The following is a 16,450-nucleotide window of genomic DNA, read 5'->3' on the forward strand; positions in this document are numbered from 1 at the left end:
GAATTAGGGGATAGCCTCCTGCACCCATTGCAGTGGCTCCACGGCGATACCTTGCAGGCGTATTTCCCAGTGTAAATGCGGCCCGGTCACCAGGCCGGTATCGCCCATGTAGCCAATCAGGTCGCCCACCTGCACTTCTTGCCCTACGGTTACGGCCAATTGGCTCTGGTGCCAGTAGCCGCTGAATAAGCCCATGCCGTGGTCAATCAGCACTGCTTTGCCGCGGAGGGTAAGTTCTTCGGCTAAAACAACTGTGCCGGCCGCCGCTGCGTAAATGGGCTTGCCCGTCCCCCCACCAAAATCAACGCCGCCATGAAAGCTGATGTCGGGACTGTTATTATAACTACGCCGGGTGCCAAAGTAACTGGTGATGCGGAGTGAATTGACTTCAACCGGGTACCGAAATGGTCCCTCCCAACGCGGGCGGGGGGATACTCGCCGCCAAAGGTCTACCATCTTCTCCCGCTCAAGCCGAATTAACTCTGCATCCAGCAACTCGCTATGGCTGTCGTCCAACTCAATATTTTCGGTACTGTAGGGACCTTCAACCACGGTCACATTTTGGAACGTAGTTACAACTGCGCCGTCGGGCAGGGTGGCTGCCAGGGTAAGGGGGTAGATGTTGGGTTCGGTGAGGGCATGGATGGCGATGATACTCCAAAAGTGGCCGTGCCCATCGTTACTAAAGAAGAGAGGACGGCCCTCAAAATTGCCGCTGAGGGTTGCCTCTGCCGCCAGGGTAACTTTGATCACCAGCGTGCGCCCCTGAATAATAACCGGCTCAGATAGCTCAATACTCTGAAAAGGGGCGGCCAATGGTTCGGGTGTCGGCGGCGGACCGGCGGGGATTTGCAGGGTCTGGCCAACCTGGATGAGGTTAGGGTCAGGCAAATCATTGGCCAACACCAGGGCGCCTATGGAAACACCGTACATATTGGCAATGCCAAAGAGCGTTTCGCCTGGTTGGACCACGTGAAACTGGTCGGAGGGAAGGGGAAGTGAAGGGGACGGGCTGGGTGGCGGCACGCCGGGCAAAATCAGTTGTTGGCCGGGGAAGATGAGGTTGGGGTTGGGCAGGTTATTGGTCAAAATAAGGTCGGCCAGGGTCAGGTTGTATTGCCACGCAATCAGGGTCAAGGTGTCGCCCGGCTGAACGGTGTAAATGAGATCATGACCGTCTATCTGGCAATTGTTGCCGGAGAGGGGAGCGGCCATAACCGCCCTGGTCGCCCCCAGCAGCAAGAGCGTGAGAGTAATTATAAAATTCAACGCTTTTTGCAAATTGGTCATTGTCTATATTCTTACTGCCTGTATTTTAATCTTAACCCTGGAATTACGCCAGTAGGGGAAAAGGAAAGGGCGCATTCCAAAATTTGGCGGTAGAGACAAGACATTGTTGTGTCTCTACCCTCTGGCCCAAAAGAAAACACCGCCGGCGTGGGGCGGTGTATGATTTGTTGACTGTTGCCTGGATGTCGAACAAACGAAGATTTTAAACCGACATCATCACCGGGCGAATGCCCTGGTATATTTTGTGCCCTCCAATGGTTCTTAAGATGAGGGAGGGCGATTTTTGCCGGATCGTTTCATGGATTTCCGAGGGGGTCAGGGGGGTATTGTTTTTGGCAATGAAGGCCCGGAAGATGGCTGTTGTTAAGGGCATGTACTCTTCTATGAAATCAGGTTGTTGGCTGCAATGGGTGTAAATGAGGTGCCAAAGTATATCCAATTCAAAAACTTCCCCTGTTTCCGGATCAATCCAGTCGAAGGTTTGTTGATTGAGCGTTTGATACTTTTTTTGACATTCCGGGCAGGCGTGACTTTGCAGGTGAATTTTGAGTTTTTGGTCCTGTTTTTGCCACCAGGAAAAGTCAATATGAAATTTTGTGTCAAGGGTTGGTTTTACGTATCTGGCCATATTTACTCTTTTAGATCAGGGTCGTAAATCCAGTAGCCGTGATTCATGGGCACAAAACAGGCATGCCTCATCAGTTCCTGAAAGACTGTACCGGGCGAGGCTCGCCGCACGATGTTGACGGCGCTGTAAAGGGTTTTGGCGTGCACGGTGCTTTGCGGGTTGAGTTTAGACAATTCGGGGAAGATTTGGCAGAGCAGATCATAAATGGGCCACTCTTTTTCTTCGGCATTCAGCCATAGCCGGTCAACGTCGGCCTGGTTGGTATCGCCCATGATCATTAGCTCGTCATATTTGCACTTAATGGCTTCTTTATTCATTTGAAAGGTAAGCTTGTGGCCCGACACGACGACCATGCGAATCCAATCGCGTTGGGTGCGGGTGGGTTGGTAATTCACAATCACCCGCATAGGGTCATCGGTGCGTTTGAGGTCAAGATAGGCTCCCACCGGCAGCTTATTTTTTTGATACCATTCCCCTAAACCAAACACATATTTGTTTTCTAAAACTACCCAGCCGGGGAAGGTGTTGCCGGTAAGCCCGTCAATAAATTCAAAGAGAACGGGATTGTAATGGCTGATGGGGAAGAAGGATTGAGTTTTAGGGGTCAGGGGCAAAGTGCCCACCCGCCGGTGGGGATAATTTAGCGTAATCGTCACCCGATCAATGTCTGGCCCAACGGCGGGAATGTCGGCTGGGTCTGAAGCTTCGTCGTCTATCTCGGCTAATAAATTGTATAGGTCATCGTCAAAGGCATCGGCATTGTAGGGTTGGGGGCTAATTTGCAAACGGCGCGGCGGGTGATGCGCTTCGGGCGGTTCCAGGCGTTCCAGGTACCATAATACCTGCCCGCTGGGGCCAACATCGTCGAATCGTTCATCGTCGGCCAGCCGGTAGTTTACGGAAAAGCGGGTCAGGTCGGTGATTTGGCCGTCCTCGGCTAACCCCATTTGTTCAATTAGAGCGTCAACACTCAAGGGGCCGTTATTAATGTCAATAGCGGCATCGGCAATGTTGAACAGGCCTTCGTGAAAATCAGAGAGAAGGTCTCGCAAAAAATATTGTTCGTGAAATTCAACAAAATCGTCATTTGCTTGCAGCGCGGCTTTGATTTTGGGGCGAATGGCCGATTTATATTCTTGATAAAGTTCTTCCGGCGACATCAAGCCCTGCAAATTGGCCAGGCTTTGGCTATCTGTGTTAAGGGGATGGGGGTGTGAAAAGTTGGCCACAAACTCGCGCGTTGTCTCGCTTTTGTCAAAGCCAACGCCGATGACGGTAAAGTGGCCATATTCAGGATGGGTGCCGGGCCGGGTATATTGCACTGTGCCCATGGCAAAATCAAGGAGAGGGAAAACAACGTATTCACCCACAGCATAACTTTCGTCGGGCTGGTAAATTTTGCCTTCTTGAAGTTCGCTTCTGGCCTCTAATTCTTCGGCATCGCAGTGGCGCTTAACTAAGGCAATAGCAATGTTGTCCAGGTTATACAGCCTGGTTTCTTCCAGAATCCGATTATAGATGAACTCAATATCTTGATCACTAACCAGAAATTGTTCTTGCCAGTAAGCGGGGGTTTGGGTTTTGCGTTGGGCCAAGACAGGGAATACCTCTAAATGTACTGAAGATAGTCATAAAGTTTGTTAATTATACCCTTGTTCAAAAGGCTTGACAAATTCGTGGTTGATGGCCTTTTCATCTTAAAGAAAAAGAGCGCTCGCTTGGGAGGTAACGAGCGCCCTTTTTTTCTCGGGGTTGGGTGGGACTAGATGCCCCGAGAAATCCTGTTGCGTCTTAAAAAAATATTATTGGGGAAGATTCTTCCAGCGTCAGTCAGGCCGATAAAAAGAAGAGGTTTTACAAAAGTGGTTGTGGGCGCAACCACCTGGGAGGGCTCTGACGCAACAGGTTATTCACTGTCCATACTATAGCACAAATCAATCTGACTGTCCGTAAATTTAACGTGAAGATTTTACAGTAAATTCCTGTTCCGGTTTGTCCTCTGGTTGGGCCAAAAGCACAGCCGACATACCCAGACCCATCGTTAGCCAGTATAAAGCAACAATATGAATGAAGGTCAAATTAAAGTAGAAATGGTCAAATAGCCCACCGATCATTGCCCCCAATATGGCCAGGCCATAGGCCAATAACGGCGTTTCCAGGTGATGGCCGGCGGGCAGGCGATAAAAAGTGACAAGAATAATAACCAGGTAAGTCAGGCCAATGATGGCGTAAAGCCCGGCTCCAATCAGTCCCATCTGTTGGGCCAGCAGCAAATACACCATTGAAACGCCCACGTAAACGTCAATATCAGGCGTGCCAAAAAAGCCGACGCCGGTTAAAGGATAGCGGCTAATGAGGTTAAGGGCATCCTTGTATTCGCCAAAACGCATTTGCGTAGCCAGGTCTTCGCCTCGGATGCCCTCACTGAAACGTTCTATGTAAATTTGGGTTTGAGGCAGCACCAGCACCAGCGCCGCCACAACCAACATCAACCCCAGCAGTTTGCGATGGCGCAACAGGCCGATAACGCCCAGCCCGGCCACAACGCCCGCTAATGAGCCGCGTGAAAAGGTAAGATAAAGCGTTAGAGCCATCATTCCGGCTATCACCAGCAGATAGCGGCGGGGCATAAGGGGGGTGGGCGCAAAAAGATGCGTTACGGTGATAATGATCAGGAAAACCAGCAAGCCGCCCAGGGCGTTGGGATCAATAGAGGTAGAAATGGCTCGCATGGGCTGTTCCGGGTCATCTTCAATATAGCGCAAGATACCTTCGGTTGGATACTGAAAAACACGCAGCAGCGATAGAATTCTGACCGTCCAATCACCGGGGATAAAGTAAAAAAAGATGCCCAGGGCCGAAGCCGCTCCTCCGGCCAAAATGATTACGCGCGAGATTTGATTGATCTGTTTGAGATTTTTAATCTGGTTGATGGCCAGAAAAAAAAGGCTGACCGCCAGCAAGACCTCCACAAAGTTACGGGCCACAGTAACATTTAACCCCCCGTAGCGCAAGCCAAAAATAAAAATAAAAAGGGCCCATCCCAGAAAGGCAAAAATAAGCCCTCCCAGCGGCGAAATGACAAAAGTACGTTGTTGTCCGGTAATCAGCCGCACCAGCCACACCGCAAAGAGCGCAACCAGGGCCAGGTCCAAAAAATTTGGCCGGAAGCCAATTTTAAAAGGTAACGCGCCATACGGCAGCAAACAGATCAAGGCCACCAGGGCAAATAAGCCTACCTGGGTGCTCCGTAGCATTAACCCGCCAACAACCAAGGCCCCCACCAGCCCAATAGCCAAGATCGGCCCCAAGCCGCCAAAAAGCGCGCCGGTTATCAGGCCGGCCATAACCGCCACAAAAATAAGGCCCAATATCGCCAGGCGAGGGTCGTCGGCCGTGATCCAGTTGCGTAGTTTGTTCAGGGCGGGATTGTGCATATTGGCTCGCATAAAAAAATGTAACACGCTACCTAAATTTAATCCCGCCGGGGGATTATGGCAAAACTGGCTGCGCGTTACGTGGAGATATACCAAACGCATTTTGAAATTTCCGTAGGACGGCATAGAGACGCCGTTTTACGGAAATTTTAGCGTACGCTTAGTATAGCGGGCAAACGGATTATTTGGGGATCATATTGGCGGGCAGGGTCAACTGGCCAGTGGTGCCTCGTCTTCTGAGGCGTTCGGCATGTTCTTTGGGCACAAAGATAGTAATCCGAGTCCCCCGCCCCGGCACAGATTGCATGGCCAGGTCGCCTCCAATCAACTCGGCCCGTTCGCGGAGGTTGACCATACCCAGGCTGCCCCGCTGCTCATAATTACTCATCACCTTGTCCACGTCAAAGCCTTTGCCGTTATCCTTGATTTGGGTGTAGATAGCGCTGGGCGTTTCTTTTAGTTCAACCACTATCTCATTGGCCTGGGCATGTTTAATGGCATTGTTGACAGTTTCTTGGACAATGGCAAAAATGGTGGCCTCTACCTTGCCATCCTGACGGGAAATATCGCCGCTGGGGTTAGCGGTTTCAATTTTGAAGGTCAACCTGGGCGTTTGGCCAATGTCTTTCTGGCGACGTTCGATGAAGGTTTGCAGCGCCGCGCCCAGCCCCTTTGTTTCCAGAACCAGGGGGCGCAGTTCAAAGAGCGCGGTCCGAAGCTGATGGCTGGCCCGCCCGGCCAGGTCTTGCATGCGGTCAAATTCTTGCGGCAGTAGGGCCGGATCTCGGGTGAGGGCTTTTTTGCAAAAGTCCAGGCTCATCATAATCCCGGCCACCAGTTGGGTCGGGCCGTCGTGCAAATCGCGGGCCAACTCTTTGCGCGTTTGCTCCACTACTTCAATCACCCGGTCTCGTTCGGCCAACACACTTTCGTGCAGGCGAGCGTTATCAATGGCGATGGCTGCATAAGAGGCCACAGAGTTTAGCAACTCTAAATCATGCTGGGTAAAATTGCCCACCCGCTTATTCATTACTTCCAGCACCCCAATCACTGTATCATGCAAAATCAGCGGCACGCACAGGATGTTGCGGGTGGAAAAATCAATTTCTTGATCGAGTTGTTTAAAGTGACGCTCATCGCTGCTGGTATCGGCCACCATCAAGGGTTGGCCGGTCAGGGCCACCTCGCCGGCAATGCCCTGCCCCTTGGGAATTTGGAACGGTTTAACTTCGCTGGCTTTATCGCCCAGAGCAATTTGAAAAACCAGGTTGCCGGTTTCGGTATCGGTTAAAAGCAAAGAACCTGCTTCTACGTTGAGCAGGTTGTCAACTTGCTCCATAATCCGAGTCAATACTTCGTCAAGGTGCAAGGTAGAGGAGAGAGTGCGGGCTACATCGTTTAGCACAGCCGTTTCTTTGGCCCGTCGTTGGCTGGCCTCAAAAAGTTGCGCGTTGCGAATAGCAATGGCCGCCTGCGTGCCAATGGCTGAAAGCAGCCATAAATTGTGATCGGTAAAAGCATTGGGCCGGTAACTCCAGGTGATAATAGCGCCCTGCGCTTTTCCATTTTTGAGGAGAGGATTGAGAATGGGCACGCCCAGCCAGGAGCGGATAGGCGTGTCGGGCTGAATGTGGTCGGTTTCAGCCATTGCGCCAGTTTGCCCAAGGTCAGCCACTAACATGGGTGTTTGTTTGGCGATGACTTGACTGGTAAGCCCTTTTTCTGAGAACCTGACCGAGAAAGGTTTGACCGGCTTACGCTGGTCAAAAACCAAATAAAAATTCAGGATTTTGCTCTGGCCGCTACAAATAACAATAGCAAAGTTAGCCGTATCTATCAACCGCCCGCTTTCTTTGTAAAGGGTCCAGATAACTTCTTTGAGATTGAGACTGGAACCAGAGGCTACGCCTATATTGTAAAGCGTGGTCACTTCTTTGATTTCGGCGGTCAGGCGTTCAAGTTTATCCGGGCCGGGCTGAGGCCTTTCCGACGTTCCGGCTACCTGTGCCTGCTGATTAACAGAAGCGGAAACGTTTATTTGTGGTGTTTTTATCATTTGACTCCCGGTTATACGTCAATGGCAAAATAAAGGGAGAGCAAAACCAAACCCTACCAAACCCAAAGGTTGTTTTTTTGGAAAATTCCCAGCCCCAGATACCTTTAGGCTCTGTTTATGCATCTTGTAAGGTGTAAAGGATTTTGACGCTGCCCCCTTAAATTATAGCATAAGTACGGGGGTAATCAAGAAATGGTGAGCATTACGGCGCCTTGTTCAATCTTGTCGCCGGTTGTCACGCGGAGGGTGTGAATTTTGCCAGAGCGGGGTGCTCTGAATTCGTTTTGCATTTTCATTGATTCAAGAACAACCACAATTTCTCCCTGTTCAACCGTTTGGCCCAGGGTTACTAAAACATCAACCACTACGCCGGGCATCGGCGCTTTGATGATCGCTTCGCCGGTTATTGCCCCTGGACCGCCTTTTAGACCGGCCAGGCGGCGAGTGCGTTCATCCTCAACCAACACCTCAAAAATTTCGCCGCTGACCTCGGCCAGGTAAACGCCTTCGCCTTCGCTCATGCGCACATCATGCGAGACGCTGTTGATGATCAGGGAATACATGGTGGTGTCTACCATGCGCTGCATGTCAACGTTTATCACTTTACCGTCAACGATTACCTGGCCATCCCGGTTAATGTCAATGGTGAATTGCGTATCACCAATTGTGGTTAGATATTTCATGAATTAAGCCTCAAAGGATTACCTGAGTCGTCGGTCAAGCGCTTCGCGCCGGCCATAGAGCCGCCAGGGGCTGGGCCCGCCTTGATGTAAAAGCATAGCTTGTTGATTGCGTTGGTGGGCCACCAGCGTGGCCGCGATAGCCGCCGCGCAAACGTGGTCGGGGTGGGTGATTTGGTTAAAGGTGAAGTTTTGCTCAAGAAAGTTGGTGTCAATTTGTCCGGCCTGAAAACGGGTGGAGTTCATTAACTGAAGGTGTAGGGGCACGGTGGTCATCACCCCGGTCACGCGGAATTCTTCCAGGGCGCGGCGCATGCGCAAAATGGCCTCGCCCCGCGTTTCGCCCCAAACAATCAACTTGGCCATCAGCGAATCGTAATAGGGCGTTATTTCCACGCCATACTGAATTCCGCTATCAACGCGCACGCCGGGGCCGGTGGGGGTGGTGAGGCCCACAATGCGGCCGGTGGAGGGCATAAAATTATTGCTGGGGTCTTCGGCCAAAATACGGCACTCAATGGCCCAGCCCTTCACATCAATATCAGCCTGGCTGTAGCGCAGTTTACGCCCGGAGGCAATGCGGAACATCTCTTTCATCAGGTCTACCCCGGTTACCATTTCGGTGACCGGATGTTCAACCTGCAAGCGGGTGTTCATTTCTAAAAAGTAAAAGTTTTTATCTTTGTCAAAAACAAATTCTACCGTGCCGGCCGAATAGTAATTGGCTGCCCTGGCTGCCTCTACGGCAATAGCGCCTATTTTTTGCCGCAGCGTTTCGTCCACTATGGGCGAGGGGGCTTCTTCAACCAATTTCTGGTGACGGCGTTGGATAGAACATTCGCGTTCGCCCAGATGAATCACGTTGCCGTGCATGTCGCCCAAAACCTGGATTTCAATGTGACGGGCGTTTTCGATAAATTTTTCTAAATAAACCCGGTCGTCGCCAAAAGCGGCCTGGGCTTCCCGGCGGCTCATGTGGATCGCCTGGGGCAAGTTTTCGGCCTGGCGCACAATCCGCATGCCTTTGCCGCCGCCGCCGGCAGTAGCCTTGACCAGTACGGGAAAACCTATCGCCCCGGCGGCCGCCAGTAGTTCGTTGTTGGTGATGCAGCCGGCCGCATCGGTGCCGGGTATCAGCGGCACGCCGGCCGCGGCCATGGCGGTTCGCGCCGCTATTTTATCGCCCATCAGGCGGATGGCGTCCGGCGGCGGGCCAATCCAGATCAGGCCGGCCGCCATTACGGCCTGGGCAAAATCGGCGTTTTCGGCCAAAAAACCGTAACCGGGATGGACGCCGTCGGCTCCGCTTCTGAGCGCCACGTCAATAATTTTATCCGCCTGCAAGTAGCTATCAACGGTTGGCGGCGGGCCGATGCAATAGGCCTCTTGCGCCATGCGCACTTGAGGGGCGGAACGGTCGGCCTCCGAATAAACTGCTACGGCTTCGTAGCCTACCTCTTGACAGGCGCGGATAATGCGGACTGCGATTTCGCCACGATTAGCAACAAGGATCTTTCTGAGCATAATTTATCTTGGTTTGGGTCCGTCCGACATTTTAGGAGGACCGGGCGGTGTGGGGGGCGTCCCCCCAATTCCCCCCTGTGCTTTCTAAAAATTTTGGACGCACCCTCTTGGTTTTGATTTTTTTTACCTAAACTATAGCGGAATGTTGCCATGCTTTTTAGGCGGATTCTCATCCCGTTTATTTTGTAACATTTCTAAAGCGTTTATCAGCCGGGGGCGGGTTTGGCTGGGTTCAATTACATCGTCCAGGTAGCCCCAACCGGCGGCCACGTAGGGGTTGGCCAGAGTGTCCCGATACTCTTTGATGAGTTCGTTTCGCAAGGCTTCAGGGTTGTCGGTTTCGGCCAATTCTTGGCGATAGAGAATATTGATGGCCCCTTCTGGCCCCATCACGGCAATTTCGGCCGTGGGCCAGGCCAGGTTGATGTCGCCGCGCAGGTGTTTGCTGCTCATTACAATGTAAGCCCCTCCATAAGCCTTGCGGGTAACTACCGTGATTTTGGGCACGGTGGCTTCGGCATAGGCATAAAGCAATTTGGCCCCATGTCGAATGATCCCGCCCTGTTCCTGGGCCAAACCGGGCAAAAAGCCGGGCACGTCTTCCAGGGTAACGAGCGGAATATTGAAGCAATCGCAAAAACGCACAAAACGCGCCGCTTTGTCGGAAGCGTTAATGTCCAGCACCCCGGCCAGCACGGCCGGTTGGTTGGCCAAAATGCCCACGCTGCGCCCGTTGAGGCGGGCAAAACCAACAATCACGTTTTGGGCGTACCGGGCCTGCACTTCCAGAAAATAGCCATGGTCCACTACGGCCTGGATCACTTGGTGCATGTCATAGGGTTTATTGGGGTTTTTGGGCACCAGCGTGTCCAGCAAACTTTCCGTGCGCAGGGGGTCGTCGTGGCAGATAATGGCGGGCGGGTCTTCCATATTATTTTGGGGCATAAAACTGAGCAGGGTGCGGGCGGTAAAGAGGGCCAGTTCTTCGCTTTCGGCGGCAAAATGGGCCACGCCGCTGATTTCGGCGTGGGTGGCTGCTCCGCCCAATTCTTCAAAGGTGACGTCTTCGTGGGTTACTGATTTAACGACATCCGGCCCGGTCACAAACATGTAGCTGTTTTCTTTGGTCATAATGATAAAATCTGTCAGGGCCGGGGAGTAAACCGCGCCGCCGGCGCAGGGGCCAAGAATGCAGGAGATTTGGGGAATAACTCCGCTGCTGATGGTATTGCGCAAAAAAATGTCGGCGTAACCGCCGAGGCTGACCACTCCTTCCTGGATGCGCGCGCCGCCGGAGTCGTTGAGGCCAATAATAGGCGCGCCGTTTTTGAGGGCCAGGTCTTGTAATTTAATGATCTTATCGGCGTGCGCCCGGCCCAAACTGCCGCCGAGGATGGTGAAATCTTGGGCAAAAACATAAACCAGGCGCTGGTCAATGGTGCCGTAGCCGGTCACCACGCCGTCGGTCAACGGCTTGTGGTTGGCCAGGCCAAAGTCGGCGGCGCGATGCGTTACAAAAGCGTCTAACTCTCTGAACGAGCCTTCATCAAGCAAAATGTTGATGCGTTCGCGGGCGGTCAGTTTGCCCTTTTCATGTTGGATGTTAACGCGGGCTTCGCCCCCCCCCTGTTTTGATCTTTCTTTTAAATCGCGTAAATGCTTGATCTTTAGGTCAAGCGCCATATCATCCTCTCCTGCTTTCAAATATCACCGGCCTTGTTTTGACCCCTACTACTTAACCCCCAGGCCGGGTGTTAGTTTCGGGATAAGGGGCAGTTTTCCAAAAAATCCAAATAAACTGGCGCTACAGAAAATTGAGGCGAGATTATAACACATCTTGCGTTTTGAAGAAACATTCTTTAAGAGGAATGGATGCGGTGGCGTTTAGGGCTTTATTGTTTGGCGGCAAAAGGAAAGAGGTTAGCGGGGGGCAAAAATAAAAATCGGGCCCTGATCCATGCCGGGGACGCCTACCGCCTCAGCGTCCATTGGTTATCGCGGATCAGGGCCGAAAGTCACCCCGGGCCGGCATGGACCAAAGCCCGATAAAACAGTTCAAATATGCTTTACATTATACTCCCCCTACTTTAACCGGGTCAATAGCCATTTTGTCTTAAGGTTGGGGAATTGGCCGGGTTTTAGATGGTAAACTCAAGCAGAAATGGGGGCATGGTTATACATTTCTTGATTGTCTCCGATCACCACATGCCAGCCCAAACATTCTGAGCAATGCCACCAGATTGCCTGTCCACCGGGAACAGAAAATTGTTTCCAGTTATCCGGGCTGACTGGCCTATTGGTGATGGGGCAATAGATGGTAGGTTGTAAACTTTGGGTCAATTTATTTTTAGATTTACCGTTCATTACCATCAATCCGTATCTTGAGATATTGTTGACGCTCAAAACCCCGGCTAAATAAGGTAATCGGTTGGCAAGATCGGCCGGGAAGGGTGACAGCCTGATTCTGCCCGTATAAATGTTTTGAGCCAATGGTGGGATGGGGTTTCATATTCTATTCTAACATGGAGGAACTCCCTTTGTACCAAACAGTTTATTACAGTTTATTACAAAATGTTAAGGAGGATTAGATAATGGGAGGAATATTGGCCAGGGCGTAGCCACCGCCCCGTACGGTGACAATGTATTTGGCCTCCAATTTGCGCCGCAAACGACTAATATGAACCCGTAAGGTTTCTTGCGCCTGGGGGTCATTGGGATCGTAACCCAGGCCATCTTCTATCAATTGTTTAAGCGAAACAGGCTGGCCGGGCGCTTGGGCCAAAATTTCCAGCAGTTCATACTCGGTTGGGGTCAGCGACACGGGTCGCCCCGCCAGCAAAACCGTGTGCGACCCCAAATTGAGCTCCAGATCGCCGGAGCGAATAATGTTGGCCGGGCTCCAGCCCGCTTCGGTTGTGGTTGCCGCTTTTGCGTTTGTTTCAGATAATATCCGTTGCCGGTTAGATGTTTTTTTCCTGGCCATAGCCCGGTTGACACAGGAGATGATATCATCCACCGAACAGGGCTTGCGCAGATAGTCAAAAGCGCCCTGGCGCACCGCTTCAATGGCCGAGTCTATAGACGCATAAGCGGTCATAATAATAATCATTGTTTCAGGCCAACGCTCTTTGGTTTGACGCATCACGGTCAGCCCATCCATACCGGCCATGCGCAGATCCAGAAGCATCACGTCGCAAGGAGTTTTTTCCATTATAGCCAGTGCTGTTTCGCCAGAAGCAGCCTCGTAGGCTACCCAGCCTGCCCGCGATAAACCATCGGCCGTGAAAAAGCGGACGGCTTCCTCGTCGTCTACAATTAAGATTTTACCCGTCATTTACGTTCCTTTTTCCTGCGGCAAGGTGATGGTAAACTTGGTGCCAACGCCCACCTCACTCCAGAGGTCAATCCTGCCTTGATGATACTCAACAATTTGTTTGACAATAGATAACCCCAGGCCGGTGCCGCGCGATTTGGTGGTAAAAAAAGGTTCAAAAATTCTGGCCTGATATTCCGGGGCAATGCCCGGCCCATTATCGCTGAGGGTAATGATTTGATTACTGTTTTGGCCATGCAGGCTCAAATGTAGTTCCCCCCCAGTCCCCATGGCATCCAGGCTGTTGCCAATGAGATTGGAGAGGGCCCGGCCCATCTGGTCATGGTCAAGTAAAATTGGCGGCAAATTAGGCGCTAACTGAGTATAACAGACAATTTCCTTTTCGGTCAAGGCTAATTCCCAGCGAGCTAACTCGTCTTCAATCACCAGTTTCAGCAAGTCGGGCGTTAAGGTAGGCCGAGGGGCGCGGGCAATAAAGAGAATGTCTTCCACAATCCGGTCAATTCGGTCCATATTGGCCTGCATCAGTTCCGCTCCCCGCCGGCGGGGGTCAGTTTTGCCAACATCTTGTAAAAGGTATTCAACCCCCAAGCGAATGGACATCAGCGGATTGCGCAGTTCGTGCGCAACCGTCGCCGCCATTTGGCCCAGGGCGGCTAATCGTTCTCGTTGAATGAGTTGGGCCTGGGCTTCATTTAATTTGGCAAAAAGACGGGCGTTGTGGATGGCTTGGGCCACCTGGTGGGCAAAGGCCTGCACCAGATCGGCATCTGCGGTGGTAAAGGCCCCCGGTAAATAACGATCCAGCGAAAGATAACCAATCACCTCTTGCGCCACCAGCAGGGGGGCGCCTACCCAGCACTTGATCTCTTCAGCGCCCACCCAAAAGCGATAGCGAGGGTCCTTATGTGTATCTTCAATCAGAATATAGCTCTTGCGCGTAAGCATTTCTTGAAACAAAGTGTCGTCGTCAAGGGAATGATGTTGGTCAACAGGATTGATATAAAAGCCTCGCGCTGCCTCTATCACCAGGCGTTTGTCTTCGACCAAAAAGATAGCCGCAGAATCGTAAGAAACAAGTTGCTGCAATTTGAGCAGGATGTGGTTGAGCAACTCGTCTGTGGAGAGGGTCAGGCTCACCGAGGCGACCACCTCGGCCAGGATGGTGGCAATTTCTCGTTGACGCTGCTCCTCTTTGATTTTTTCGGCCAATTCGTCGGCATATTGCTGCACTTGTTGATAGGCTTTGCGTTTTTCTTCTTCAATGCGTTTTCGTTCGGTAATATCGCGGATAATGCCCTGGGTGGCCAAGCCTCCCCGGTAGGTGGGATAAGAAACGGTGAGTTCCACTTCAATTTCGTGGCCGTCCTTATCCAGGGCCGTAAACTCGTAGCGAGGCGGAAGTTTTTTGCCTTCACTCTCCTTCTCGGCCAATTCTTTAATAATCCCTCGACTTTTAGGGGCCACGATATTGGTGAAAACAAAATCCGGGGCGTTGGCGTCTGCTTGGGTAACGCCAAAAAGTTCTTCAAATTTGCGGTTGATAACTTCAAAGCGACCCCCATAGAGCAGATAAATAGCGTCGCTGGATTGCTCGATCAGGGTGCGATATTTCTCCTCGCTTTCCCGCATTGTTTCCTCGGCCTGTTTGCGCTCAATAAAAACCCCAATCATGCCGGCTGCTGTTTGCAAGGATTGGATATCTGCCTCGTTCCACTCTCGGGGCCGGTGAATGTCATCAAACCCTATAAATCCATGCCATTCCCCTTCAACCCAGAGCGCCAGCAGCAACGTTGAGAGAACGCCTCTCGTTTTTAAAAAATCTCTTTCGGGCTGGGGAAAACTTTCCGCCACCCCCGCAATGGCTTGACCATGCTTCAAGGCCCTCCGCCACCGCTCAAAATTTTTGGCGTAGGGGATACGTTTGAGGGCCGGATTGTTGATTTCAGGTTTTACGGCAAAGGCGCATACTTCATGGCTCTGGCGCATGCACAGTCCATTGTCTACATCTGTAAAATTTTCAAAAATATAAACCCGGCTGACGTCGGTGACAATCAATAACTCGTATAGAGTTTCGGTCAACGCTTCTTCCGCCTCGATATTGGCCAGTAATACCTGCGAACAGGCAGAGAGGGCCTGCTCGTAGCGCAGCCGGGTGGCCAGGGCATCTACCGCCCGTTCGCGTTCGGTCACATCGCGCAAAATTCCCCGGCAGGCGCTAAAATGTCCTTCTTCAAAATAGGGGTTGAGATTGCCCTCAACGACCAATTCCTGGCCAGTTTTGGTGATCAGGATCAACCGCTCGTTGATGAAGTGCTCGCCGGTTTGGAGCCGTTGCAAGATGTTTTGGCAGTGGGTAATTTGTTCGGGATGGATAACGTCGGTCAGGTGCAGCTTGGCAACTTCGGCAGGGGCGTACCCCATGGCTTCCAGCCAACTGCGGTTCACATAACTAAAACGGCCGTCGGCATCAACACTTTGAATGAGGTCGTTGGCGTTATCAAAGAGATTCCGGTAACGCTCTTCGGAGCGACTCAACTCGGCGGTGCGTTCTTCCACCCGCCGTTCGAGTTCGTCGTGAGCCTGTTGTAAGGTGTGTTCGGCCTGTTTACGTTCAGATAGTTCTTGTTGGAGCGATTGGTGCAAACGGGCGTTTTCAACGGCCACGGCAATTTGATCGGTCAGAATTTCCATGGCCAGCACATCGTTTTCGCTAAAAGTGTCAAGATGTTGGCTCTGAATGTCGAGAACACCAATAGTTTGACCGGCTATTTTGATGGGCAAACACAATTCGGCCCGGGTAATGGTATATTCGGCAATCAAAGAAACATAACGCGGTTCAATATTAACATCATTAGCCACCACTTTTTGTCCATGCGTGGCCACCCAGCCATTGATACCTTCACTTAAGCGTTGGGTATGATCCGGGGGAAAGTATGGTTTATAGGAACCGGCTATTGCTTTTAATTTGAGCACTTCCCCTGCTACCAGGAACAGGGCTACGTGATGGTAATCAAATGTTTCCTGCACCAGCCGGGCGGCGCGGTCCAACAGAGTATCCAGCTCAAGTACGGCGGCAATTTTGCTTCCGAGGTCGTTGATGAGGGCTAACTGGGCCACCCGTTGTTTTAGCTCTTCTTCTACCTGCTTGCGCTCAGCAATTTCTTGCTTGAGTTCTTGGGCATAGAGGGCCGCCTGCTCGTAGGCTATTTTCATTTGTTGGACGGTGTCATCTTCTTGCTTTTTCAAACCTGACGCCTCAAAATCAATAGGCCAATAAAAAAGAAAATCGGCCCAAACTGATACAATATTTTTTAGAACAGTAACCCGTTTTAGCGCAAACGTAAATAGGCCAGAGGTTTAATCAATCAGGCGAGGCTATAGACAACGGGGAGCGCCAATGGACAGTTTGGGATTTATTATCCTATAAAACCTCAGCCTATGGCTGAGCGACTCGATTAGGTTCGACGGTTCCGGCGTGAGTGGATTAGACTCCTGCAC

Annotated in this window: 11 protein-coding genes; all 11 read right to left on the reverse strand. The window is 51.7% G+C overall.

What is annotated here, in order from left to right:
* Positions 1-3 precede the first annotated feature (3 nt).
* The 11 genes from JW953_23250 to JW953_23300 all read right to left on the reverse strand — a co-directional run bounded on the left by JW953_23250 (position 4) and on the right by JW953_23300 (position 16,198).
* A complete protein-coding gene (locus JW953_23250) occupies positions 4-1,290 on the reverse strand; it encodes a LysM peptidoglycan-binding domain-containing M23 family metallopeptidase (GenBank protein MBN1995624.1) in 1,287 nt (428 codons plus the stop codon).
* A 202-nt stretch (positions 1,291-1,492) separates the two neighbouring features.
* The gene (locus JW953_23255; GenBank protein ID MBN1995625.1) at positions 1,493-1,918 is read right to left on the reverse strand and encodes a hypothetical protein; all 426 of its coding nucleotides are present in this window, start codon (positions 1,916-1,918) and stop codon (positions 1,493-1,495) included.
* Positions 1,919-1,920: 2 nt separating this feature from the next.
* A complete protein-coding gene (locus JW953_23260; GenBank protein MBN1995626.1) occupies positions 1,921-3,513 on the reverse strand; it encodes a hypothetical protein in 1,593 nt (530 codons plus the stop codon).
* 360 nt (positions 3,514-3,873) lie between these two features.
* A complete protein-coding gene (locus JW953_23265) occupies positions 3,874-5,457 on the reverse strand; it encodes an O-antigen ligase family protein (GenBank protein ID MBN1995627.1) in 1,584 nt (527 codons plus the stop codon).
* Between the two features lie 79 nt (positions 5,458-5,536).
* Entirely contained in the window at positions 5,537-7,411 is a 1,875-nt protein-coding gene (locus JW953_23270; protein MBN1995628.1) for a GAF domain-containing protein, read from the reverse strand.
* A gap of 185 nt (positions 7,412-7,596) precedes the next feature.
* Entirely contained in the window at positions 7,597-8,094 is a 498-nt protein-coding gene (locus JW953_23275; GenBank protein ID MBN1995629.1) for a biotin/lipoyl-binding protein, read from the reverse strand.
* A gap of 18 nt (positions 8,095-8,112) precedes the next feature.
* Positions 8,113-9,615 carry an acetyl-CoA carboxylase biotin carboxylase subunit gene (accC, locus tag JW953_23280; GenBank protein MBN1995630.1) on the reverse strand — a complete coding sequence of 501 codons (1,503 nt, stop codon included), beginning with the start codon at positions 9,613-9,615 and terminating at the stop codon, positions 8,113-8,115.
* A gap of 132 nt (positions 9,616-9,747) precedes the next feature.
* Complete coding sequence (locus JW953_23285; GenBank protein ID MBN1995631.1) at positions 9,748-11,298, reverse strand: acyl-CoA carboxylase subunit beta; 1,551 nt, start codon at positions 11,296-11,298, stop codon at positions 9,748-9,750.
* Positions 11,299-11,766: 468 nt separating this feature from the next.
* Positions 11,767-12,105, reverse strand: coding sequence for a hypothetical protein (locus tag JW953_23290; protein ID MBN1995632.1), 339 nt, complete (start codon positions 12,103-12,105; stop codon positions 11,767-11,769).
* A 94-nt stretch (positions 12,106-12,199) separates the two neighbouring features.
* Positions 12,200-12,949 (reverse strand): response regulator transcription factor, encoded by a 750-nt coding sequence (locus JW953_23295; GenBank protein ID MBN1995633.1) that lies wholly within the window; start codon positions 12,947-12,949, stop codon positions 12,200-12,202.
* Positions 12,950-16,198, reverse strand: coding sequence for a PAS domain S-box protein (locus tag JW953_23300; GenBank protein MBN1995634.1), 3,249 nt, complete (start codon positions 16,196-16,198; stop codon positions 12,950-12,952). It abuts the gene before it with no gap.
* Positions 16,199-16,450 lie beyond the last annotated feature (252 nt).

Source organism: Anaerolineae bacterium, assembly GCA_016931895.1.
Classification (GTDB): domain Bacteria; phylum Chloroflexota; class Anaerolineae; order 4572-78; family J111; genus JAFGNV01.

Excerpts from the sequence above, each read along its gene's own strand:
- JW953_23250 (MBN1995624.1), bottom strand. The coding sequence starts at position 1,290 with ATGACCAATTTGCAAAAAGCGTTGAATTTTATAATTACTCTCACGCTC.
- JW953_23255 (MBN1995625.1), bottom strand. The coding sequence starts at position 1,918 with ATGGCCAGATACGTAAAACCAACCCTTGACACAAAATTTCATATTGAC.
- JW953_23265 (MBN1995627.1), bottom strand. The coding sequence starts at position 5,457 with ATGCGTTTGGTATATCTCCACGTAACGCGCAGCCAGTTTTGCCATAAT.
- JW953_23270 (MBN1995628.1), bottom strand. The coding sequence starts at position 7,411 with ATGATAAAAACACCACAAATAAACGTTTCCGCTTCTGTTAATCAGCAG.
- JW953_23275 (MBN1995629.1), bottom strand. The coding sequence starts at position 8,094 with ATGAAATATCTAACCACAATTGGTGATACGCAATTCACCATTGACATT.
- accC (MBN1995630.1), bottom strand. The coding sequence starts at position 9,615 with ATGCTCAGAAAGATCCTTGTTGCTAATCGTGGCGAAATCGCAGTCCGC.
- JW953_23285 (MBN1995631.1), bottom strand. The coding sequence starts at position 11,298 with ATGGCGCTTGACCTAAAGATCAAGCATTTACGCGATTTAAAAGAAAGA.
- JW953_23295 (MBN1995633.1), bottom strand. The coding sequence starts at position 12,949 with ATGACGGGTAAAATCTTAATTGTAGACGACGAGGAAGCCGTCCGCTTT.